This is a genomic window from Bacillus sp. CHD6a (genome assembly GCF_001293645.1).
GTDB lineage: Bacteria > Bacillota > Bacilli > Bacillales > Bacillaceae_I > Sutcliffiella_A.
Window position 1 is genome coordinate 53,751 of the sequence record NZ_LBMD01000021.1, and the last position, 21,128, is coordinate 74,878.

The 21,128-nt window shown below is 35.5% G+C and carries 28 protein-coding genes and 1 other annotated feature; of the genes, 4 read left to right on the forward strand and 24 right to left on the reverse strand.

What is annotated here, in order from left to right:
• Nucleotides 1-77 precede the first annotated feature (77 nt).
• Complete coding sequence (locus tag AAV98_RS14875; RefSeq protein WP_060666337.1) at nucleotides 78-359, reverse strand: YqhV family protein; 282 nt, start codon at nucleotides 357-359, stop codon at nucleotides 78-80.
• A gap of 152 nt (nucleotides 360-511) precedes the next feature.
• Between AAV98_RS14875 and AAV98_RS14880 the strand changes: the two genes are divergently transcribed.
• Entirely contained in the window at nucleotides 512-2,017 is a 1,506-nt protein-coding gene (locus tag AAV98_RS14880; RefSeq protein ID WP_060666369.1) for a glycine betaine uptake BCCT transporter, read from the forward strand.
• 45 nt (nucleotides 2,018-2,062) lie between these two features.
• Entirely contained in the window at nucleotides 2,063-2,236 is a 174-nt protein-coding gene (locus tag AAV98_RS20605) for a hypothetical protein (RefSeq protein ID WP_168864693.1), read from the forward strand.
• A 41-nt stretch (nucleotides 2,237-2,277) separates the two neighbouring features.
• Here the strand turns inward: AAV98_RS20605 and AAV98_RS14885 are convergent, their stop codons facing one another.
• Complete coding sequence (locus AAV98_RS14885; RefSeq protein WP_060666338.1) at nucleotides 2,278-2,985, reverse strand: nitroreductase family protein; 708 nt, start codon at nucleotides 2,983-2,985, stop codon at nucleotides 2,278-2,280.
• A 110-nt stretch (nucleotides 2,986-3,095) separates the two neighbouring features.
• A complete protein-coding gene (locus AAV98_RS14890) occupies nucleotides 3,096-3,509 on the reverse strand; it encodes an RrF2 family transcriptional regulator (RefSeq protein WP_060666339.1) in 414 nt (137 codons plus the stop codon).
• 208 nt (nucleotides 3,510-3,717) lie between these two features.
• Here AAV98_RS14890 and AAV98_RS14895 point away from each other — a divergent pair, with 208 nt between their 5' ends.
• The gene (locus AAV98_RS14895; RefSeq protein WP_231687751.1) at nucleotides 3,718-4,062 is read left to right on the forward strand and encodes a hypothetical protein; all 345 of its coding nucleotides are present in this window, start codon (nucleotides 3,718-3,720) and stop codon (nucleotides 4,060-4,062) included.
• 149 nt (nucleotides 4,063-4,211) lie between these two features.
• Here the strand turns inward: AAV98_RS14895 and AAV98_RS14900 are convergent, their stop codons facing one another.
• From AAV98_RS14900 to AAV98_RS14910, 3 genes are all read right to left on the reverse strand, one after another.
• Nucleotides 4,212-4,493 carry a hypothetical protein gene (locus tag AAV98_RS14900; protein ID WP_060666340.1) on the reverse strand — a complete coding sequence of 94 codons (282 nt, stop codon included), beginning with the start codon at nucleotides 4,491-4,493 and terminating at the stop codon, nucleotides 4,212-4,214.
• 814 nt (nucleotides 4,494-5,307) lie between these two features.
• Entirely contained in the window at nucleotides 5,308-6,039 is a 732-nt protein-coding gene (locus AAV98_RS14905) for a class I SAM-dependent methyltransferase (protein WP_060666341.1), read from the reverse strand.
• Nucleotides 6,040-6,103: 64 nt separating this feature from the next.
• On the reverse strand, nucleotides 6,104-6,562 hold the full coding sequence (locus AAV98_RS14910; protein ID WP_060666342.1) for a GNAT family N-acetyltransferase: 459 nt from the start codon (nucleotides 6,560-6,562) through the stop codon (nucleotides 6,104-6,106).
• 603 nt (nucleotides 6,563-7,165) lie between these two features.
• Here AAV98_RS14910 and AAV98_RS14920 point away from each other — a divergent pair.
• On the forward strand, nucleotides 7,166-8,020 hold the full coding sequence (locus tag AAV98_RS14920; RefSeq protein ID WP_060666344.1) for a glycerophosphodiester phosphodiesterase: 855 nt from the start codon (nucleotides 7,166-7,168) through the stop codon (nucleotides 8,018-8,020).
• Between the two features lie 75 nt (nucleotides 8,021-8,095).
• Here the strand turns inward: AAV98_RS14920 and lysS are convergent, their stop codons facing one another.
• The 18 genes from lysS to AAV98_RS15010 all read right to left on the reverse strand — a co-directional run bounded on the left by lysS (nucleotide 8,096) and on the right by AAV98_RS15010 (nucleotide 21,092).
• Complete coding sequence (gene lysS, locus AAV98_RS14925) at nucleotides 8,096-9,553, reverse strand: lysine--tRNA ligase (protein ID WP_060666345.1); 1,458 nt, start codon at nucleotides 9,551-9,553, stop codon at nucleotides 8,096-8,098.
• A 90-nt stretch (nucleotides 9,554-9,643) separates the two neighbouring features.
• Nucleotides 9,644-9,912: a binding site (T-box leader), on the reverse strand.
• A gap of 65 nt (nucleotides 9,913-9,977) precedes the next feature.
• Complete coding sequence (locus AAV98_RS14930) at nucleotides 9,978-10,460, reverse strand: hypothetical protein (RefSeq protein WP_060666346.1); 483 nt, start codon at nucleotides 10,458-10,460, stop codon at nucleotides 9,978-9,980.
• A gap of 181 nt (nucleotides 10,461-10,641) precedes the next feature.
• A complete protein-coding gene (locus tag AAV98_RS14935) occupies nucleotides 10,642-11,130 on the reverse strand; it encodes an arsenate reductase/protein-tyrosine-phosphatase family protein (protein ID WP_060666347.1) in 489 nt (162 codons plus the stop codon).
• Between the two features lie 15 nt (nucleotides 11,131-11,145).
• Entirely contained in the window at nucleotides 11,146-12,111 is a 966-nt protein-coding gene (locus AAV98_RS14940; protein WP_060666348.1) for a quinone oxidoreductase family protein, read from the reverse strand.
• Between the two features lie 24 nt (nucleotides 12,112-12,135).
• Nucleotides 12,136-12,489 (reverse strand): NUDIX domain-containing protein, encoded by a 354-nt coding sequence (locus AAV98_RS14945; RefSeq protein ID WP_082380913.1) that lies wholly within the window; start codon nucleotides 12,487-12,489, stop codon nucleotides 12,136-12,138.
• A gap of 15 nt (nucleotides 12,490-12,504) precedes the next feature.
• Nucleotides 12,505-12,981, reverse strand: a complete 477-nt coding sequence (locus tag AAV98_RS14950; protein WP_060666349.1) for a GNAT family N-acetyltransferase — start codon at nucleotides 12,979-12,981, stop codon at nucleotides 12,505-12,507.
• 76 nt (nucleotides 12,982-13,057) lie between these two features.
• The gene (locus tag AAV98_RS14955) at nucleotides 13,058-13,975 is read right to left on the reverse strand and encodes a hypothetical protein (RefSeq protein ID WP_060666350.1); all 918 of its coding nucleotides are present in this window, start codon (nucleotides 13,973-13,975) and stop codon (nucleotides 13,058-13,060) included.
• A gap of 61 nt (nucleotides 13,976-14,036) precedes the next feature.
• The gene (locus AAV98_RS14960) at nucleotides 14,037-14,492 is read right to left on the reverse strand and encodes a hypothetical protein (RefSeq protein WP_060666351.1); all 456 of its coding nucleotides are present in this window, start codon (nucleotides 14,490-14,492) and stop codon (nucleotides 14,037-14,039) included.
• A 30-nt stretch (nucleotides 14,493-14,522) separates the two neighbouring features.
• On the reverse strand, nucleotides 14,523-14,978 hold the full coding sequence (locus tag AAV98_RS14965) for an SRPBCC family protein (RefSeq protein WP_060666352.1): 456 nt from the start codon (nucleotides 14,976-14,978) through the stop codon (nucleotides 14,523-14,525).
• 107 nt (nucleotides 14,979-15,085) lie between these two features.
• Entirely contained in the window at nucleotides 15,086-15,514 is a 429-nt protein-coding gene (locus AAV98_RS14970; RefSeq protein WP_060666353.1) for a hypothetical protein, read from the reverse strand.
• Between the two features lie 25 nt (nucleotides 15,515-15,539).
• Nucleotides 15,540-16,262 (reverse strand): hypothetical protein, encoded by a 723-nt coding sequence (locus AAV98_RS14975; RefSeq protein ID WP_060666354.1) that lies wholly within the window; start codon nucleotides 16,260-16,262, stop codon nucleotides 15,540-15,542.
• Nucleotides 16,263-16,299: 37 nt separating this feature from the next.
• Nucleotides 16,300-16,848, reverse strand: a complete 549-nt coding sequence (locus AAV98_RS14980) for a DUF3267 domain-containing protein (RefSeq protein WP_060666355.1) — start codon at nucleotides 16,846-16,848, stop codon at nucleotides 16,300-16,302.
• Nucleotides 16,849-17,155: 307 nt separating this feature from the next.
• Nucleotides 17,156-17,692, reverse strand: coding sequence for a GNAT family N-acetyltransferase (locus AAV98_RS14985; protein WP_060666356.1), 537 nt, complete (start codon nucleotides 17,690-17,692; stop codon nucleotides 17,156-17,158).
• Nucleotides 17,693-17,749: 57 nt separating this feature from the next.
• A complete protein-coding gene (locus AAV98_RS20765; protein ID WP_231687749.1) occupies nucleotides 17,750-18,754 on the reverse strand; it encodes a lysozyme inhibitor LprI family protein in 1,005 nt (334 codons plus the stop codon).
• Between the two features lie 63 nt (nucleotides 18,755-18,817).
• The gene (locus tag AAV98_RS15000) at nucleotides 18,818-19,474 is read right to left on the reverse strand and encodes a Type 1 glutamine amidotransferase-like domain-containing protein (protein WP_060666357.1); all 657 of its coding nucleotides are present in this window, start codon (nucleotides 19,472-19,474) and stop codon (nucleotides 18,818-18,820) included.
• 105 nt (nucleotides 19,475-19,579) lie between these two features.
• Entirely contained in the window at nucleotides 19,580-20,077 is a 498-nt protein-coding gene (locus AAV98_RS15005; protein ID WP_060666358.1) for a GNAT family N-acetyltransferase, read from the reverse strand.
• A gap of 152 nt (nucleotides 20,078-20,229) precedes the next feature.
• Nucleotides 20,230-20,394, reverse strand: coding sequence for a hypothetical protein (locus AAV98_RS20335; RefSeq protein WP_156317796.1), 165 nt, complete (start codon nucleotides 20,392-20,394; stop codon nucleotides 20,230-20,232).
• Nucleotides 20,395-20,624: 230 nt separating this feature from the next.
• On the reverse strand, nucleotides 20,625-21,092 hold the full coding sequence (locus AAV98_RS15010) for a GNAT family N-acetyltransferase (RefSeq protein WP_060666359.1): 468 nt from the start codon (nucleotides 21,090-21,092) through the stop codon (nucleotides 20,625-20,627).
• Nucleotides 21,093-21,128 lie beyond the last annotated feature (36 nt).

The following is a 21,128-nucleotide window of genomic DNA, read 5'->3' on the forward strand; positions in this document are numbered from 1 at the left end:
ACATATCCCCTTCTTGTCCTATTATTACTTACAATGTATGCGCGCCTGGACAATATATAACAACGGAATACATTTTCTCATTTATAGATCCCAAATAAGATAAACCCCAACCCAATTGCTATATATATCATTTTTGAAAAGGAGATCTCATCAGCCATGCTAATGAGACCTATCATCATGGTGGAAATAAATATGAGGGGCCCTACAACAGCTAACATCGAGTTCACCACAACTGCTTTTTTCACATCATTTAGACTGAGCATGATGATGGCAGCGGTAATTTCTAATAACCCAGAAAAGATTCGAATCCCTGCCATGGACAGAACAGACGGGTCGAAATGACTTAATAGTTTTTTCATGATCCTTTTGTCCTCCCTCTTGCAGCTGCAATTAGAGCATCTTGTACAACCTATGCTGAGGATGTAAAAAGAAGAAGTAAAACTAATTTGAAAGGAATCATGTAATTTAGGGAATGCTAGCGAAAGGATTCCATAGGAAAGGCGAGGATGTTATGAAGGGTATCGGTAAAGTTTTTTGGATTTCTGTTATCATAGCTGCTTTGTTTGTATTAATTGGGGTTATTTTCCCAGATCCCTTCAGTAAAGGAATGGATCAGGCAAACTCATTTATTCTAAATGTTTTTGGCTGGTTTTATCAACTGGCGGCTACTTTCTTTCTTTTGTTTGCCCTGTTTCTCATCTTTAGTAAATACGGCAAAATAAAGCTTGGAAAAGACAAAGATCTCCCAGATTACTCTACCTTGACTTGGTTTGCAATGTTGTTCAGTGCAGGAATGGGCATTGGACTAGTTTTCTATGGAGTAGCAGAACCAATCTCTCACTTCGCCACTCCTCCACTTGGGGAAGGCGGAACTGCTGCTTCTGCAAAATTAGGTCTTCGTTACACATTTTTACATTGGGGATTTCATGCGTGGGCTATCTATGCGACGATTGCTCTTTCTATCGCGTATTTCAAATTTAGAAAAGACGCTCCGGGGTTAATGAGTGCTACTTTATACCCTATATTAGGGGAGAAAACAAATGGAGCTTTTGGAAAAACAGTAGATATTGTTGCCGTTTTTGCTACGGTATTTGGGGTATGTGCATCACTTGGGTTAGGTGCACAACAAATAAACGGTGGACTGAATTATTTATTTGGCATCCCTAATAATTTCACCATTCAATTGACCATTATGGCGGTAGTTACCGTTCTATTTATTATTTCAGCAGGAACAGGTCTTTCTAAAGGGATTAAATACTTAAGTAACACCAATATGATTTTGGCTACACTTCTATTGTTTACTATGTTGTTTATCGGCCCTACCACTTTTTTGTTGAATTTATTTACCACAACTCTCGGGGAGTATATCCAAAATCTCCCGAGCATGGGACTTCGTCTTGCACCTTTCAATAAAGAAAATGCCGAGTGGATTGAAGGTTGGACCATTTTCTATTGGGCCTGGTGGATTTCCTGGTCTCCGTTTGTCGGAACCTTTATCGCGAGAGTGTCAAAAGGGAGGACAGTAAGGGAATTTGTCATTGCAGTGTTATTGGTTCCAACCCTTGTATGTGCATTTTGGTTCAGTGTCTTCGGAGGAACCGGCATACATATGGAGCTATTTGAAGGAGCAAAAGTATCTGCTCAAAGTTTTGAAGCTGGACTCTTTTACGTCTACAAACTACTGCCATTTGGTACCGTTTTATCGATCATTACCATTCTGCTGATTGCAACCTTCTTTATTACAAGCGCTGATTCTGCCACTTTCGTGTTGGGCATGCAGACAACCAATGGAGATATAAATCCTCCTTTCGTTGTAAAACTAACATGGGGTTTGATTCTTTCCGCCTCTGCTATAGTGTTGATGTATTCGGGTGGATTGGAAGGACTTCAAACTGCTATCATTGTGAGTGCTTTTCCTTTAACTTTTGTATTGTTGATGATGGCCTTCTCCATTTTTAAAGCATTTCGCTTGGAGATTAAGGGGAAGGTGCCTTTGAAGAAGACAAAAGAGAGTTGAGTTGGCAGTCTTAATTATACTACTTTGAGGAAAGGGTGTTTTACTATGAACTTTAAAAGTGAATTACAAGAAGCACAAGATATCATTCATAAAGCTCACCATCACTTAAAACAAGTTAGTTCAACTACAGCAGAATCTGAAGCTTGCTATTTCGCAATAGAAGAACTTGTAAAAGCTCAACAGAAGATCCAGCAAGTACAACAACAAATCAATGAATAAAACAAGAGTGCGCATCCAATGAAAATGCGCACTCTTTTCTATTAATATTTATCCCAGTTGACAACCTCATCAAGCGGGAGACGTGTTTTCTCAAATCCTGCTTTCGAACCTTTACCTAAAGAAATTAACATAATGGCCTCATAATTTTCTGGAACATTAAAGGCTTTTAAGAATTGCCCTTCATCGTAACCGCCCATTGGAACTGTATCATAACCTTTAGCCTTTGCTGCGAGCATTAATTGCATTGCGACTAGTCCACCATCTATATGAGCAATTTTCGCCAAGCGTTCTTTTGAAAAGCTTCCGTAACCATCAAGAATACTGTTCACATACATGTCTTTCACGTCTTCAGGCATTCTTCCCTTTTCAGCAATTGCACTATAGATACGGTCAGCGTTTTTGTAAGCATCTCGGTCACCTAGTACAGCGATAACAACGGAAGCATCCACAATTTGTTGCTGATTATTGGCAATTGGCAACAAACGCTCTTTTTCCTTTTGATCTTCAATAACTAGAAATCTCCATGGTTGAAGGTTACTAGATGACGGCGCTAATGTAGCTGTTTCAAGAATCTCTAGGATTTCACTTTTATCCAATTTAAATTCAGGATCATACTGTCTTACTGAACGGCGTTCCTTCGCAACTGTCAGAAAATCTGTATCTTCCAACTGCTTTGGAGCCTCTTTTGTTGTATCGATTTCTTTTACTTTATTTAAATATTCTTCTTTGCTCATCGTTTTATTAGACATGTTAATTCCCCTTTAACTGTATTTTCTACAAGAACAGTATATGTCGTTAACTGTTCTTTTGTCAACTACAGTTAATCCTAGCCAAAATAAAAAAGCGAAACAGCTATGTTTCACTTTTTCATTAAATCCGCTATGGTCTTTTGTTCTAAACCAGCTACGACCCAACTTTCCATTTCATCACGGAGAGCACAAAGGGATTCCCGAGTAGAGGGAGCAAAACATTCTTTACTTTCTACATTAAAAAATCCTTTAGGAAACGTCTCTGCTTTCATTGCATCATACACTTCGGACAATTTTATTTCACTTGGATCTTTGACAAGGAAATAGCCCCCATCCCGGCCTTCTTTTGCCTGAATCAAGTCAGTTTTAACCAGATGCCTTAATATTTTTCTTAAAAAGACAGATTTAGAATCAAGTTTTTCAGCCAATTTCCCGCTCGGGCATAGGCCATCATTATTAGCAAGCACGACAAGTGCCTGGATCGCTACACTAAACCATTTTGTACTCGTTACCTGTTCAGCCATTGTTTCACCTCTTCATCTACACTTCATTCTGAAACATCTCCTATAAAAAGTCAAAGTGTTTAGGAAGTTGTTGGTGATAGGAGACATGAAACCCTTGAGAATTGTTAAACGGTTTAATGTCTACATGAGTACATCCATTTTTACCTTACATAAAGATTTTGCATTTGGGCAAAATTTTAGTAACAATTCTAATTGGAGAACAACAGTGATGATTTTACTTTCTCTTTTCTTAATGTTAAGTGGGTTATTGATTATTAATACTATTTACGCTTATCAAGCTAAGCACATTGACTCTAATTTTCTCCATACCTTATGGTACTATATTAAACTTATACCTTTTTTTCTGTCTGCGAGTATGATGATTGGATACGGGGTGAAATTCCTTACAAAAGTCGTAGGTAATTTAACCTTTTCACTTATTGTATCTAAAGGTATGGAAATCCTAGTTTGTGTTGTAATTGGATACATATTTTTTAAAGAATTTCCTAATTGGCGCACGGGGATCGGAATTACAATTATATTAATTGGATTTTGGGTATTGAAAGGAAAGTAAGAAAGACTTGTAAAGCGACAATGGATTTTTAAAATAACCTAAAAATTAGCGCCGTTCTCTTCTTCGCCAATATAAAAGCGAGCGCTAATCCCTTTTTACAGGATCGGGTCCATTACTTTCATTAGAAAGAATCTGTAAACACCATAAATTCACATGTACTCAAGGATACCAAACGTTAGTCCTACAAATATCGCTCCTAAAATAAATGCGGCTAGATGTATTAAGATCTTGTAGGGTAATCTAATTGTTTTTAAGGAAAAATATAATTTAAAGATAAAATAATATAATACAAGATTTATAGGTGTCTCCATTAAAGCAGGAATAATCCTATTATCAAAGTGGATATAAACAAATTCTGTAAACAACATATCATTTGCAATTCCCAGGAATGTTAATAAGACCTGATAAACAAAAAACTTAATGCTGTTCATATTACATCCATCTCCCCCAATCTGAACTCCCAAAAAGTACTTTTTATAGGAATATTTTCTTTTCACAGTTCAAATTCTCATGTTCATTATGAAGTTTTATGTTAATCTTATTATGTAAATTCCATTAACTTGCACGATCAATTTCTTAAGATAGATATTCCTATAAACAGGTGTCCTGCATATCCAGCTATTAAATGAATGTATTTTTTGATTGTACCTTTGCTCAACGGTTTCCTACGCCTAGAAGAATTGTCTGCACTTTGCACAATACGGTGCTGTGTGTACTCTTTTAATCTTTGTCTGACATTTCGTGCACGTTATGTAGTTGCTGTTATCCCCATGTCCTAATCCCCGAAACCCACGGCCAAAAAAACTTCTCATCGAGCTTTCAAACTTACTAACTAAAAAAATCGGGATTGCGATAACAAAGCCTAATATTATCAGAGCTAAAAAGATCAATTTGGTTCCCTCCCTTTTGCCTATAATACGGACGAGTAGGTAATTGGGTTTCCTTTTTTTTGTAGTAAACAAAAAAAGGAGCGCTCATCCGTTTAACTGGATTGCACTCGACATCATAAAAATATTTTGAATACAAATATAACTAGGAGCAAGATAGGTAACAAAAGGTCACATTTCTGTTACGAAACACCCTAAATTAGGTATCGGTGTCACCAAAATTAAGATGAAATATCCGTTATCCATCGTAAATTGATTTTATCCATTGTAAAGACACTTATATCAATTGTAAAAAAGTTTTATCCATGTTTACATCCACTTTATCCATTATAGCTATATTTTAGACTTGTAATCCAACTTATTTCACACAACCAAACGCCAATACTACAGGTATCCGCTGTCTCCTAACAAACTCTTCTTCACTACTAAAATGTTCGCGCATCGGTGTACCTTCTCGTAAATCAACTACCGTAAAACCAGCTTGTCTTAGCGCCATGAAATACTGTTCAATCGTGCGATGATATTTAACCACCACTTGATTAATCCAAGGCTCTTTCCTTTCACCATCACGGAAGTAATCATCAACAATCCAATTACCACGTTTATCTCCAGCCTGCTTACTCGCAAAAGATGATGTGGTAAGCGGATGTTGAATGCTGAATACAAATTTGCCATCCTCTTTAAGGGTTTGATATATATTTTGAAACAGGCGGTTAATGTCTGACACATAGTGAATAGCAAAACGAGAGGTTACGAGATCATAAGAGTCACTTGGGTATTGATACGATTCCATCGTTTCTTTGTGTATAGTGGCGTCAAGTTTAAGTAAGTTAAAGCGCGCAGCTTCTACCATTTGTTCAGAACCTTCAACTCCAGTAAAGTGCCTTGCCCCTAATTGTAATAGTTCTTTCCCAAATGAGGCATCTCCACACCCTAAATCTAAGATGGCCTTATTTTGAATGTTTCCAATTAGTTCAGTCATAATTGGACCTTCAATAGCATTATTGGGACTGTCTTTTCTATTTCTTCTATTCATATAATTTGTAAAAAAATCCGTTTGATCGTAAACACTAGATCCCCTAAATTCCATTGAAACATCTCCCTATTGTTTGTTTGTATTTGGAACGCTCCAATAGTTATCATGAGTAAAGAGGTTATAACCTATGGCCATCTTTCCTCGCTTGAATATATCCGTAATACGCACAAGTCCCATTCTGAGTTAAGTCTTTCACTTCAAAACCGCACTTCTCATAGAAACGGAAATTATTAGCGGAGGTATGTCCAAACCAATCACCGTGAGGCAGTTTTTGAACACAAAGTTCTACGATTTTCTTTCCAATACCTTTCCCGCGATATTCTGATAAAACAATTAAATCCACTATGTTAGCAATCATTATTTGGTCTGAGATCACCCTAACCATTCCGATCATCTTGTTTTGATCCCATACCGTAAACGCCCACGTAGAGTTTTTAAACATAAGGGAAAACTTTTCTTTTTGCCAAGAGGGTGTATTCCTTGCCCACCCTGCATCTTGAAACAAATCTTCTACAAACTCAGCTGGAACCCCTTCTGTACCTTCCCTTATTACTAAACCATTATAATATTGGTACATACATTTCCTCCTCTAAAAAATCAATAATAATAGATTTATCAAGGCCCATATACAATCATAAAAATCATTAAGCACAGGTTAAATACTATTAATATCTTTCCAAAGAAATTCCTAAAAGCTAGAACAGAAAAAATCATAGAAATTACAAAAGAAGGAATTCCCACTTTGGAGGGGAAATATGTAAAATCTAAAATCCCTACCATGGGGACCAGAAAAATGAGGATGCATATTGAAGTAAAGACGAATGAGAAAAGACTTGCAAGAGTGAGATAACTAAATGTGACCATACTTCTTATGTGTTTTTTTTCAGAATTAATATTAAACATCTTCATCTCCTTTTTATGAATTTATTGGCTACAAAACTTAGTTCCAATTATTTCAAAAAAAGGCGAATAACTCAATCTTTTTATCAGAATTTTTATTTTTTTAAATGATTGTTTTGCCTCTAATTTGTCATTTTACAGAAATTGGTTCTAATGTGTCAGTCCTTCTTAATTTTGTCTTAAAACTTTACACCCCATTTACTTCGCTGTAAATGAACGGTCACCTTTCCTTGTTACAGTAAATGAGTAATTTATTTTCAAATAGGAGGGTGTAAACATCATGAAAAAAGGCATTAAAATGATAATAGGTGCCCTAGCATTAAGTTTATCAGTTATGGGTACTGGATTTGCAGCTGATGCATCTGAAAAAAATAAGGAAATCCTTAACGTTGCACACCGTGGAGCTTCAGGTCATGCGCCAGAACATACCATAAAATCATATAAAATGGGTGAAAAGATGCATGGAGACTATATAGAAATAGATCTTCAAATGACAAAAGACGGACAACTCATTGCCATGCATGATGAAACATTAGATAGAACGACAAATGGTACTGGCCATGTTAAAGATCATACGCTTAAAGAAATAAAAAAACTTGATGCAGGAAGCTGGTTCAATGAAGCATATCCTGAGAAAGCTAACCCAGCTTATGAAGGTCTAAAAGTGCCTACATTAGAAGAAGTTTTTAAAAAGTTTGGAAAAAATGCGAACTATTATATTGAAACAAAATCGCCTGAAGTCTATCCTGGAATGGAAGAAGCACTAGTAGAGTTAGTAAACAAATATGATATCAACAAAGATAAGCTGCTTGTTCAATCATTCAGTCCTGCAAGCTTAACAAAAATGAACCAAATCGATCCATCTGTAAAGTTAGTGCAGCTTATGTGGTACACATCACCGGCAGCAATTTCAGATGCTGAGCTAAAGGCTATTAAAGAATATGCCATTGGAATTGGTCCAAACAGCTCAATGATTGATCAAGAATACGTCCAAAAAACCGTGAAAAATGGACTTGAAATTCACCCATACACTGTTAACGAAAAAGATGAAATGAAGAAACTTATAGAGTGGGGAGTAACAGGAATATTTACAAACTTCCCAGACCGTTTACATGAAGTGAAAAAAGGAAAATAAAGAAAAGGTTAAATAAAGAACTGCACCACTATTGTTTTTAACAGCTAACAATTCGTGGTGCAGTTCCATCATTATTTATTTTCTAGTTAACGGAAATAAAACACAATCCTTAATTGTTTCACAATCCGTTAATACCATAAGCAACCTCTCAATCCCAAACCCCCAACCGGAAACCGGAGGCATCCCATATTCCATCGCTAATAGGTAGTCTTCATCCATCTCCATGGCTTCTACATCACCGCCACTTTTTAGAATGGCTTGTGCCTCTAATCGTTTTCTCTGTTCCACAGGGTCGACTAATTCTGAATAGGCATTGATGATTTCAGCACCATTTACTAAAAGTTGGAACCGATCTGTAATTGCTGGATTGTCATCATTTGCTCTGGCTAATGGTGATAAATCAATAGGATGGTTAACTAGAAATGTTGGTTCCATTAAATGTGGGCGACACACTTTTTTGTATAGAAGGTCAATAAAGTTCCCTCTACCTAATGTCTCGATTTCCTCGCCTTCTAGATAAATATTTCTTCGTTTTGTTTCTTCATATAAGCTTTTCACATCTGAATACAATTCAATATCAATGCCTGTATCTTTTAAAATTAACTCTCTAAATGAGACAACCTTCCACTCTAATGAAAAGTCAATGGATTGTCCTTGTATACGAATAACTGTTGAGTCAAATGTTTGTTTAAGGACATAGACAATCATTTCACGCATGAGCTTCATCGTATCCTTATAATTCCAATAGGCTGCATAACCTTCCACCATTGTAAATTCTTGAAGATGTTGAGGGCTGATCCCTTCATTTCTAAAGCATCTTGCAAATTCGAATACTTTTGTAAATCCCCCCACCATTAGCCTTTTCAAATAAGTCTCTGGAGCGATTCGCAAATTAAGTTCCGTATCTAGCGAGTTATGATATGTGTTAAACGGGCGTGCTAAAGCACCGGAAGAAGTATGTTGCAATACAGGTGTTTCCACTTCCAAAAAATCTTTTTCTTCTAAAAATCTACGAACAGCACGTACTAATTTTGTTCGGATTAACATTCGGTTTTGTGTTTCTTTTGTCATCATCAAATCTATATATCGCTGTCTATAACGTGTATCTGTATTAGTTACTCCGTGCCATTTATCCGGCAGTGTGTGTAACGCTTTCCCTAGTAGCGCATACTTTTCTATCCGAAGCGTTTTTTCATTTGTTTTCGTAGTATACATTTCTCCTTCTACACCAATGAAATCCCCTATATCAAAATAGTTCAGGAAATCACTCATAACCTGCTCCCCAACCTCGTCTCTTTTTAGAAGAAGTTGCAACTTACCTTGTATGTCTGCTATGGTGATGAAACTAAATTTACTAAACTGTCGAATCCCCATGATTCTTCCTGCAACCCGGACCCCAGATGTCCCGCCCTCAAGTAAAGATGCCTCATATAGCTCGTAATTTGTCTCGTACCTTTCAGGATAAACGGTAATCCCCTGCGACCTTAAAGCCTCTAATTTCTTCATTCTAAGAGCTCTTTGTTCTTGACTCATTTTTATTCAACTCCAATTTTTATTCATTTATTTTCCAGTTCCATACTATTCTTTAAAAACAAAAAAACTCCCACCCCCAAGATTATTCATCTTGAGGACGAGAGTTGTTAACTTCGTGGTACCACCCCAGTTTGTTGACATGTTGCCATATCAACCTCTTCGGGTACTTATGCTTTTAAAAAACAATTATACCCTATCTCTATAACGGGAGATCCCGTCGCAGTATCACTAAGGAAAAATCTTAGATCCGTGCAAAGGCTCCGAGGCTTTTTTCATTAAAATCATTATTGCTTCTTCTCACCTACCGAAGCTCTCTGGAAACAATGAATCTTAATTACTCTTCTCTTCACAGCCGTGCATTCCGTATGTTTTTTAGAATATTAGCACAAATAATTTGTTTAGGCAATGCAGTCTACAAAAAAAGTTAGTAATGCCAATAAGGCTGTTTCATCTCTATTACTTCACCTGTGCGTGGATGAACTAAAAAGAACCGCTCTTCTGCTTTGAAGTGGTAATCCCGATAATCAATGAAAAATCGCCACTCTTCTGTATGTATTGGCACCGTATTTCGATAACTCTCTTTTTCCTTGTATTCATCAATGGTAGAAACACCTTCGTTTTCGTAAACCAATTGCTTTGCTTGATCGAACGTATAGGTTGGCTTCCCAATGAAAAATAATATAATAGATAAGCAAAAAAATAATCCCACAGTCCGCTTTCCCCATTTAGCCTTTAATCTCTCTTTCGTGTAGATATAGGCAACTATCACTTGAGTAGACATTACTGGAATTATTATACCTAAATTGAACACTCCCTTGTAAAAGTGTGAGTTAAGCCAATCTATAATGACTAATTCTAATACAGTTGCAACAAGGGTATAGAGGAAAAACTTATTGGAAAAGTTCATTTATTTTTCTCCTTGATACAAGCAATCTGTAGATAAATTTAAAACAATTTTAACTAATCCATTCTCATTGTAATCGGTAGCTCCGCATGTAATCTAACCAGGGCTTTGACGCTTGTATACCCTTTACTTGGCTTGTCACTAAAACGGAAAGATAGATAATGAATAAATTTTTTGACTTTTTTCAACAAATAATTTCACCTTTAAATAAAATGTGATTTTCCCTTAAATTCCTTACTAACTGCGGAATTGCTTCATTAATATAATCCGCCATATCAGTAATCTTCACTAAATAATTTCCATCTTGATCGGGAGGAGGCACAGTTATTGAACTTTCATCTCCTTTATAAATTTCATTAAAAAGATAAATCTTCTCATTATATTCTTGCTGTATGTAATCCCTATGTTCTTTGCCCATTCCGATAATTACATCAAACTCATCTATAAGTCTCCGATTAAATGGAGTTCTACTGAATCCTTTAGTGCTAATGTTTAATTGTCTCATCCGATCAAAGTGAATAGAGGAAAACGAATCTAAATCACTATCAGCTTTAAATCCAGCTGAAGCAACGTTGATATTGGTTATATTATTTTGTATTAAAAAATGCTTCATACAAAATTCAGCTGTAACACTTCTTGTGAAGTTATCTGTACACAAGAACAAAACATTCACAACGGAATCTCCTCTCTACATCTTAATCAAAATCTTCCCTTCATAGTTGCGACTCTCTATTAGCTTATGTGCCTGTGCTGCATCCCCTAATTCAAACACTCGGGCAACTGGTAACGTAATTTTTCCCGAAGCAAAAAGTTCTAAAACTTTCTCTGCTACATCAGCTAACCTTGATGGATCATGTTTTCTAGTAGTACCCAAGCTAAACCCTTTGATATTTCTACAACTGCTATGAACATCACTTGTTTTAAAGTTTCCTGCTTTACCGCTGCTATTCCCAAACTGTACAAGCGTGCCATATAAAGCTAAACACTCTAAGCTTTTACTCGTAATCTCTCCAGCAACAGAATCAAAAATGACATTAGCACCTAAATTGTTGGTTAACTGTAAAACTTCTTCTGCAAATGATTCATAGGTACACACAACGTCTGCACCTAAATTTTTCACATAATCTTCTTTGTTAAGATTTCCAACTGTTCCGATAATTTTCTTTACACCAGCTAGTTTGGCGAGTTGTATTAACATGGAACCTACCCCACCTGCTGCGCTATGTATCACAATGGTATCTTGTTTTTTTACTTGGCCAATTTCATGGATTAGTATATACGACAAAATAGATACGGTCGGTACTGTTGCAGCTTGTTTGAAAGGAAGACTATCTGGAATTTTAAAAACCAGGTGTTCGTTTGCCACTACATACTCTGCATATGATCCAGCTTTCGGAAAAGCTATTACCCGATCCCCTTTTGAAAATGGTGAATCATCAGAAACCTCCTCAATTGTCCCAGCAACATCCAATCCAAGTGTTAAAGGAAAATCACCTTTCCCTTTATCCCCCATACGCTTCTTTATATCTGCATAATTTACACTCGTATATTCTGCTTTTATTAAGACTTCATTTGCGCGAATCTTTGGTAATTTTACCTCTGTATATAAGAGTACATCTGAATTACCGAATTCATTCTGAATGACCGCTTTCATTTTAATCTCCCTTTCAAATTCAATTTACGTATGTGGTTGAAGCCTTACCATTTCTGTAAAATAAACTGGATTGTAACCAACTTCTCCACTAATTGTTTTTTGGAATTTTAATAACCCCTTAAAATCTAAATCACTTACTATTTGACCAGTTTCCTCAAACAACTCTCTAATCGCACATTCCTTCGGAGTTTCATCGCCTTCTCTACGCCCTGCCGGTAATTCCCATTGTTTACGCCATATGTTGTAACACATAAGATATTTACCTTCACATTTAATAACAGCAAAGGAACCGGCTAAAGGAAGATAATCAACTATTTCTTCTTCAGAAATACTAATGAAATTTAGAAATTCTCTTCCATTATTCTTAGTTAATTTCAAATGGTTCCCTCCAGGTTATCCCAGTATAATCTCCATTTTTCTACTCTTCGTTGCCATACCAATTGACTCATAAAATTCAATCGCAGAAGGATTTTTTTCTGATACCCCCAACTCTATACTCTCAACATTCAAGCTTCTTCCAAAATCAAAAACATAATGCATTAGTCTTTTTCCGATCCCCTTCTTTCTCTGTGTTTTGGCAACACATAAACTGTTTATATATAGTATTTTTCTCGCATTCACAAATGAATTTTCAATTATATTTTCTTCCTTCATCACAACGAATCCAACAATTTCACTGCCTATAGTTGCCACAAAAAGATGCTGCCTGGCATCAGATATCTGGCTTTCAAAGAACTCTTGATCAACTGGAATCGAATTCTCTTTGTATAAATCCGGTCTTTCATAAACATGCAGTTCATGAACTTGCCTGAATAACGGCAATAGAGAATTGTAATCACTTTTGATAGCTTCTCGGATACAAATAGCCATAGTTATCGCACCTCTCCATAATGGATAATTCAAAACCACACTTTTGCATAGATTAAGCATAGTGTTCGAATTTTTGTTAACTTGTCTTTTTATGAACTGTAATTAAAGTGGGTGCAGGCGCAAATGGAAAGAACTTTAACATTTCTATAGAGAAATCATCCGTTGAATCTATTTCTGCTTCAATTGAAATAATCCCTTTTTCTTTAGCAAAATTTATTTGGTAAACTGTTAGCATTAAAATTAATGTAACATTCCCTTTGTCCCTTGTACCTCTCCAACCAAATCCCCATTTTTCTGGTACATTAGAATAATGCATGAAAGAGTAAGCAATTATTTCATTTTCCTCCAACACAATAAAACTCCCATTTTCAACTAAATCCTCATTAAAGATTAAGCCTTCCCATTTATCCATGTTAAGTTCCGCAACAGGATTTGCAGTATGAGCTTTTTCATAATTTTGTTTTACAAGTTTGATCAACTGATTCCTAAGTTTTGGTTGAACACTTATACTTTTTAAGTCATTTATGTATATATCCTTTTGATTAAAATCTGGAGATGGGTCTAAATTAATGTTGGAAATCTGAATTAATGGCATATAGGTCCTTCTTACTTCAATGAAATTACTTTGTTCATAAAACGTTTTTAACCTATACGATGTCTCCCAAATTGATGTTTGTAAAGGATACTTAATAGCTTCGTAGTTCATTAAAGATCTAATTAGCTCTGTCTCAATTTCATATCCTAAACGTGGTTCAGTTACCATTGCAAAATAGGTACAATAAGGATGAAAATTAGATTTCCAAGCCGTTATTAAACCCACTAACTTTTCATTTTTATAAGCTTCATACGAGCAGATAGTGTATTTAGTGTTTACTCCTCTCAAGAAATAGTGCTGGGTAAATTCGTCATCCCCCATCCACTTAGAAATTACGTCTTTTAGATTCTCGTTATCTAGCGAAATATTTGCTTTTATAACAAAATTATTTTCTATCATAACTTCTTCTCCATTTGTTCTCTCATCAGAGAATCCTCTATACTCTCATGCATGCTTATCTTTACTCTTTCTCGTGAACTTTTACAAATACTGTACCGAACAGGTTATCACCTACATACGCATCTAATTTCCACAACCCACTTTCAGGAAGAGACATCATAGAAGGTACGTGTTGGTCAGCACCATTGTTTGCCCCACCCAATGTATGCCTATCAAGTAAAGTAATAGACTCTTTATCTTCCTCGTGGGTAGCAATTACTTTAAACTTACCTTCCAGTTCCTCTTTTTCTCCCCATAAGTGCCACATATACTTTTGTTCTTTGTTTGGATAAAATCTAACACTGTCACTATCTTCATATATAAAACCGATTCTTTCCTGCTCTCCAATCATCGTATATCCACCAGATTCAAAAAGTGCACTTTCCTTCCAATCAATTTCAGTTTCTTTTGTACAACCTAGCAAAAAAGAGGTAAATATAATAATTAAACTAAGTAACATAAAATGTTCTCTTTTCATCTAATTACTCCTTTACTTTTTATTCACAGATCAATTCAACTTTTCAGCAATTTTTTTTAATTCCATTGCACGACTTACTATAAATCCTCTCATATACCTCTCTAAAAACAACTTGTCGGCAGCAACACCAATTAGCCCGAATGGTGACTGGTATTGGAATTGATCTATCATTATAGTCCCACCATCTGCTTCCAAAAATTGATGAGTGTGGGTAAAAGACTGGAATGCCCCCCTCACCATAACATCCACAAACTTATGAGGTGCTTCCATTAATGTCACTTTAGCTGTCAATCTTTGCTTAATTCCAAAGTGAGTTGCTTCCCAGGTAACCGTATCTCCTTTTACTAATAAGCCTTCGGTAACTCCGCCAACTGCTCTTTCCTTTGTTTTAGAGGTTGTCTGAGTATGAATTTCCACATTCCTTGCTAGATCAAAACATATCTCAACAGGTGCTTTGATAAACTGTCGATGCTCAATCAAAGGCATTAGATCTTCTCCTTTTAACTAGTACTCACTAAAACTTTAATTTCATTTTAGAAAAATACACTAATAACAAACATAAATAAAACCTATCCATAACTCACTCCAGCCAACTAATCGCCCTTCACTTCAACCACAAATAAATAATTTCCTGCAACTCTAGAATTCCAATTAGTAGCTATTTTATAGACATATACCCCGTCACTCTGAGGCGTAGTAAGATCAAAATGATTCAAAACTAGATTCTCTACCTGAAGATTTTCATCCTTCCAAAACGATAGATAAACCTTCTTTGGCATGTCTTCATAATTTATGTTGATGATTTCATTTGGCTTTACAGCCATCCACTTTAAATCTCTATAAATTTCAGGTGGATTGTTAGTGTCTATCTCTTCAATTGGTATACCAGAATAACCAATGTACTCTATATATTCACCATTAATGGTAATATCCGCACTTAGACTAATATTGGAATTACACCCAATCAGGTTGATTAAAAAAACAAGTATTAAAGAGTTACGAAGAAAAGAAGATATTCTCATTCACTTCCCTTATTTTGTTTAGAATCTACTTCCCAGTAGTTATGGCTGTTTCACTGATAATAGAACTAAGTTTTAAACGGCCAATCCACTTTTCAGATTCACTTAAATTTCTTGTAATTCCGTTTATTTCTTCGTGGTATTCTAAACCATCAACTGAAGCGTAACCTATTTCTAGTTTTGCAATTCTATGAACAATCATTGCCCATTCGGCATCCGTCATTTTTTCTTTCGAATGTTTATTTATATATTCCGCACAACTCCTGGAAAACAAACAGGATCCAGCTGTTATATCAACGTTCATTCCTAACTCAAGAGAACAAATTTTGTTTGTAATCTTTTCCGTTTCAATCCATTCCTCGGGGTGTGTTTCCATGGCTCTTTCGGTACGCCCTAAAATAAGAAAGTCGCTACTCGGAAAATTGGAGGTTAGTAGTTTCAGCTCATCAAGATGATTTGCTCCCCAAGTTAGAAGTCTGTCCAGGTCGCAATAATGAAAATAATCACTGTGACCCGAAAGTCCCACTCTGACCACTTCTCTTCTTGCTGCAGCTGCTCCTTTTTTCGGAATGACTTTTACATTACATTTGCTTTTCTGAATTTGTTCTAAAAGTGTATTCGAGGATTCATCACTTATCGTTATATAGAGCTCTGAATAGATGTCTTCCAGTTCTTTTTGTAATTCCTTAAACAACTTAATATTTTTCCCTAGGGGGTCGTGTGTAACTGTTAGCAGTGTTATATTTGGCAAACTATTCACCTCGAATTTTAGTAGTTATACGGCCCATTTATTTTATATAACGCTTTTCCTCCAGCCTCACATAGCCTCTGCAAAATAGTGTGTTCTTCGGTTTAAGCGCAATGAGAAATGAATTGATAATATCAGAGACAGATATCAATGTGTTGAACCAACATATAAATATTATGATTAATTTTAGATTCCCTGAAACATAGAAAGATAGTATGAAAGGCACAAGTGATAAAACAATAAGTGGCAAGCTCATAAAGACCCAAAATCTAGCTTTAGAGAGAATGGCATTTGTATCGATCCAAAAAAATAACCCGCTAAAAGTTAAGCTGATGTCCCCTTTTTTGTTTATCACTATGATGTGAAGATATTCGTGAAGGAAGAAGACTAGGATGCCTATTAAGATGAGAGCAAAAATAGGTATATGAGAGAATCTTGTACTGAAGAATGATGGTATGAAGAAAAGCACTAACTGAAGAAGGTATACAATCTTCATATAATGCTTTCGGAACCAGTTATTTTGTATAAAAGGAGTCCATTCTGTCGAATCCAATCTCACTTGAGGTAAATGCCGAAACCATAATATCATAGCCGTTTACCATCCTCGCCGCTCAATAAAAATTTAATTGAAGAGCTTTCTAATCTTGAATATTTTTTTCTTTATTCTGAATGTATATCTGCTGTAATGTTGAGTGAATATTATTCAAACTAATAAAAATAAACGATAACATAATAAATGTTACTATCTCACCCGTAAAAAAAGACACTACCCCAATAATAATAAAATAGAATCTATACCACCAATTCATTTAGTTGCTCCTTGTAAGTATGACTTCTTTATTACTTATTACTCTATTAACCTACCACTTTTATAAACCAACATGTGCCTGCTCCCATTAATTCTCTGCCTTTTTCAGGTCAGAAAACAGCATTCCATAAACCATGCTGTCTGTCCACTCACCCTTACTCCAGAAATCCTGGATGAAGTGAGCTTCCTTTCTCATCCCTATACGTTCACACAATTTTTGGGAGGATGTATTTCTTGCATCAAGTGTCGCTTGTATACGGTGCACTTCCTGTTCGTAAAATAATTTTCTTACTAACTGACTCACAGCTTCTGTTGCATACCCCTTTCCTGAAACTTCTGCAGAAAAACTGTACCCAATTTCAACCGTATCCTTCATCCCAGTAAACCATACCGATAAATCACCTATAACCTTGGTAGAATCCAACACTGCTAGACTTAAGCTGGTCTCTTTAGTTAAAGAACGGTTCTTTAATTTATTCTCAAATAATTTTTTCATGTTTTTCTTAGACCATTTATCATGAAGTAGATATTTACATATGTCTTCATTATTATAAATGTGAAAAACGTCATGTAAGTCGTCACTTTTAAACGGCCTGATTGATAGTCTTTCAGTGGTAAATTTCAAGAAATTCTCTCCTCTTAAAAAAACTATGTAACTTGCTTTACAGGGATTTATTATATGTTACTTCATATATTTCGTAATTAACTCATAGCATCTTTCTTCAGTAAGGTTTGCCAAGACAGACACGTATTCCAGGTGCTCTTGGGTACCGCCTTTATACTTTAAAGATGCTGCCAATGCAGTATCATCTCGATAGGTTATCCAGTTTCTTTGTTTTTCTCTTAACTCGTCCATCTCTTTTGCAGGAAGTTGCTCCTCTAAGACACCATAAATTTCATTTAAAAAGTTATCCCAGAGTTCCCATCGGTCATTTTCCACTTTTTTCAATGCGTATGTCGATGAATCTGTTGCTTTCCACTCTTCCGCTTCTTTTTTTGTATATTCTGATTGTTTGAGATACTTTTCTTTAACACTTGTAGAGGCTTCTTCTTCATGAATTGATGCATCAACTTTTTCATTTGTTTTGTTTGTATCTTCAAGATCTGCCTCAGTGCTTTCCCCATTTAGTTCCTTTTGGATTGTTACTTGTTGAGCAGTGTCTAACTCATCAATTGACATGAAGATCCTTGAATACATGTCTTTAAGATGCTTATCAGTTTTAATGTCATTGTGCAAACCAAATCCCCAATGTTTCCATGAGTTATCTTCATGTGAGATAAGAACACCAACCGCATAACTCACACCGGGTGTCCATTCTGATGTATTGTCGTACTCCAAATCTTTTTCCGTAAAAGGAACAAAATTATCCGTTCCAATAAAGTAAAATGGAATGGGCAATGCTGAATAAACATCTGCAAATTGGTCTTCAGACGCCTTTGAAAGATTATTCTCTCTAATAAAAACCGCATCATAAGAAGTCAGATTTTCAGGAGTCATTTCATCAAATGATATTTCTGTAAATGTCACTTGATCTTCATTTACTTCTGGTGTTTCTCCAACAACTGCTATGTCTAAAGCGTTTCCTTCAAACATGTTAAAGACTGAATCCTGACTACAAGCTGTTAGTGCAAATACGAATAACAGCCAAATTCCAGAAGTAGTTAATGCTTTTAATATTTTTCTCAAAATCATTAACCTCCCCGTATCCCATATTACATCGCTCCCATTAATGAGCTTTTTTATTTTCAACTAGATTGTTATTTCCAGCTTCTTTATCCTTGATTGGGAAAATAAATATACATCACCTAGAATGTCGATTTTGCCCTGCTTAACACGTACAGCACAATCTTTGTTTGATACGTATATATTCATCTCTTCCGATAAACGTGATAATTCGTTTTGAACCAGCTCCATATTATTTTCAAGATCAAAATGCGACAGGACGGAAAAGTCGTCAAGGCCTATTCCGTTATTAATAGAGCTTGTTTCAACGTTAAATCCAAGTTTCTCTGAGCATGACCATTTATTGGACATATTGATTGCACCAGCGCTTGCTCCCACCACAATAGCCCTGCTTTGTTTAATCAAATCCGACAACTCGTATTCCATCAAAAAACTGTTTAGTTTAAGGGGATCCCCACCCAACAAGAAAATGACTGAAGCATTTTGAATGAAGGTGTGGGCCTCTTCCTTTTGTAAGCAATAGTTAACTAAATGATATTCATCAAATATGATGCCTGCCCGGTCAAACCACGAGCGTTCAGTAGCCCCATCATCTTCCGAAGAAGAAGGATTCGAGCTAATCATAACCATCGATTGTCTATCAGTTATATCCTCCTGTAACACCCTGACCAAGCTCTCAGGAAAATAGTTGCTAAACCAACCTAGATAATAGTGAATTTTCATAACTTCCCCCGTTGCAAAGTAAATAGGTATTAATTTAATACCATCATCGATTTCTTACCAAAAAAACTAAATAAAAATTAGATAAACTCTACGTTAAACAGAAAACTACAATAACTTTGACATATAATACTCGTCATAAGCTCTATCGTTAATAATAAGTGAGTTTCTTTTGGTTCCTTCTACATCAAAGCCACTTTTTTGGTAGAGTGCTACACCCGCCTCGTTTGCAGTAACAACCGTTAATTCTAATCGTGAAATGTTATGTGTTTTAGCCCAACATGTAGCATGATCAAACAGGTTTGTACCTATGCCTTTTCCTCTGTATTCCTGCAAAATACCTATAACAAGATAAGCGGTGTGTTTTGTTCTTTTGGCGCTTCCACCTATAACAAATAAGTATCCAACTAATTTTCCGTTTTTTTCAGCTACAAATATGGTTGAATTTTTTTTCGTGTTAATTTGTTCTATCTGCTTCTGCTGTTGTTCAAGACTAGTTTTTCGTTCCCTGGGCTCCATAAGCAAAAAAGCGGCTGTACTCTCCACTTCCTTTATTAGGATTAATAAATTTTCTGCATCTTCCATTCTAATTTCTCTAATTATCATACCAATCTCCGTCTTTTCTGAGTCTACCAATCTCAATTCTGGAAAAATCTTAGCCCTATGCAACAGAATTACAATAGATTGCTAAATAAGCCAGATTATACTTCAGCTGCTCCCTTTAATTGAAAATCATTCAGTAATACTAACCTTACCCCTTAGTTATCAGTAGTTGTGCCGTTTTTTTCTTTTATCATTTCTAACTCAATTTGTTTCTCTTTCAAATCAATTTCTCTTAATTTTTCCTTATGTTTCAAACTATTCTTATGAGCATAATACATTAGTGAAATTGCAACAATTAACGGTAACCATAGCCATTCCAACCTTATTCCCCCTCTTGTTTATTACCTATCAATGTAGTTTTTTGACAGTTGTAAATATATTTAGTTTCTTTCCATTTCGCTTCACCATTGCTTAATACCAATTATTTCAAACCTTGTAGATTTACTCAAGATAATTTCCATAGGAAAAAAACTTACATTTTTTCACTAAGCATGCTTCAAACTCTGTAGAACGTTTAAATTAAACTAGGCAGATTGTAATTTTATGTAATTTATATTTTTTTTCTGTAATATATCAAGGTTGTATGTTCGTTTAGTTTTTTTATGACATTTGTTCTAACGTATCCCATCTTTTCATACAGGTGACAATTACGTGTTTCTTCTAAAATGGTAGCCAGTTCCCAACTGGTTGCTTCCATAAACTTTTCCTCCACAGAAACAATAGCTTTTTGTGCGATGCCTTTGCCTTGGAATTCAGGAAGAATAAACATCGGGCTTATCCAATGTGAGCTTTCTTTTCTAACGACACAAATAGCCCCAACAATAGTGTCATCTATTACTATTTTATAAAAATCACCATTAGGATTATTTATTCTTGTTAAAACTTTGTCAACGGTTTCATTAGCCGGGTTTGTATCAAAATCTCTATATTTTTCTAACATAGGCATAAAAGCCTTTACTTGCATTTCAAAAATGGAATGCGCATCATCAATTGTAGCTTTTTCTAAAATAAAGTTCATATGTTTCACCACCTAACTATAAAACTATCAAATAAT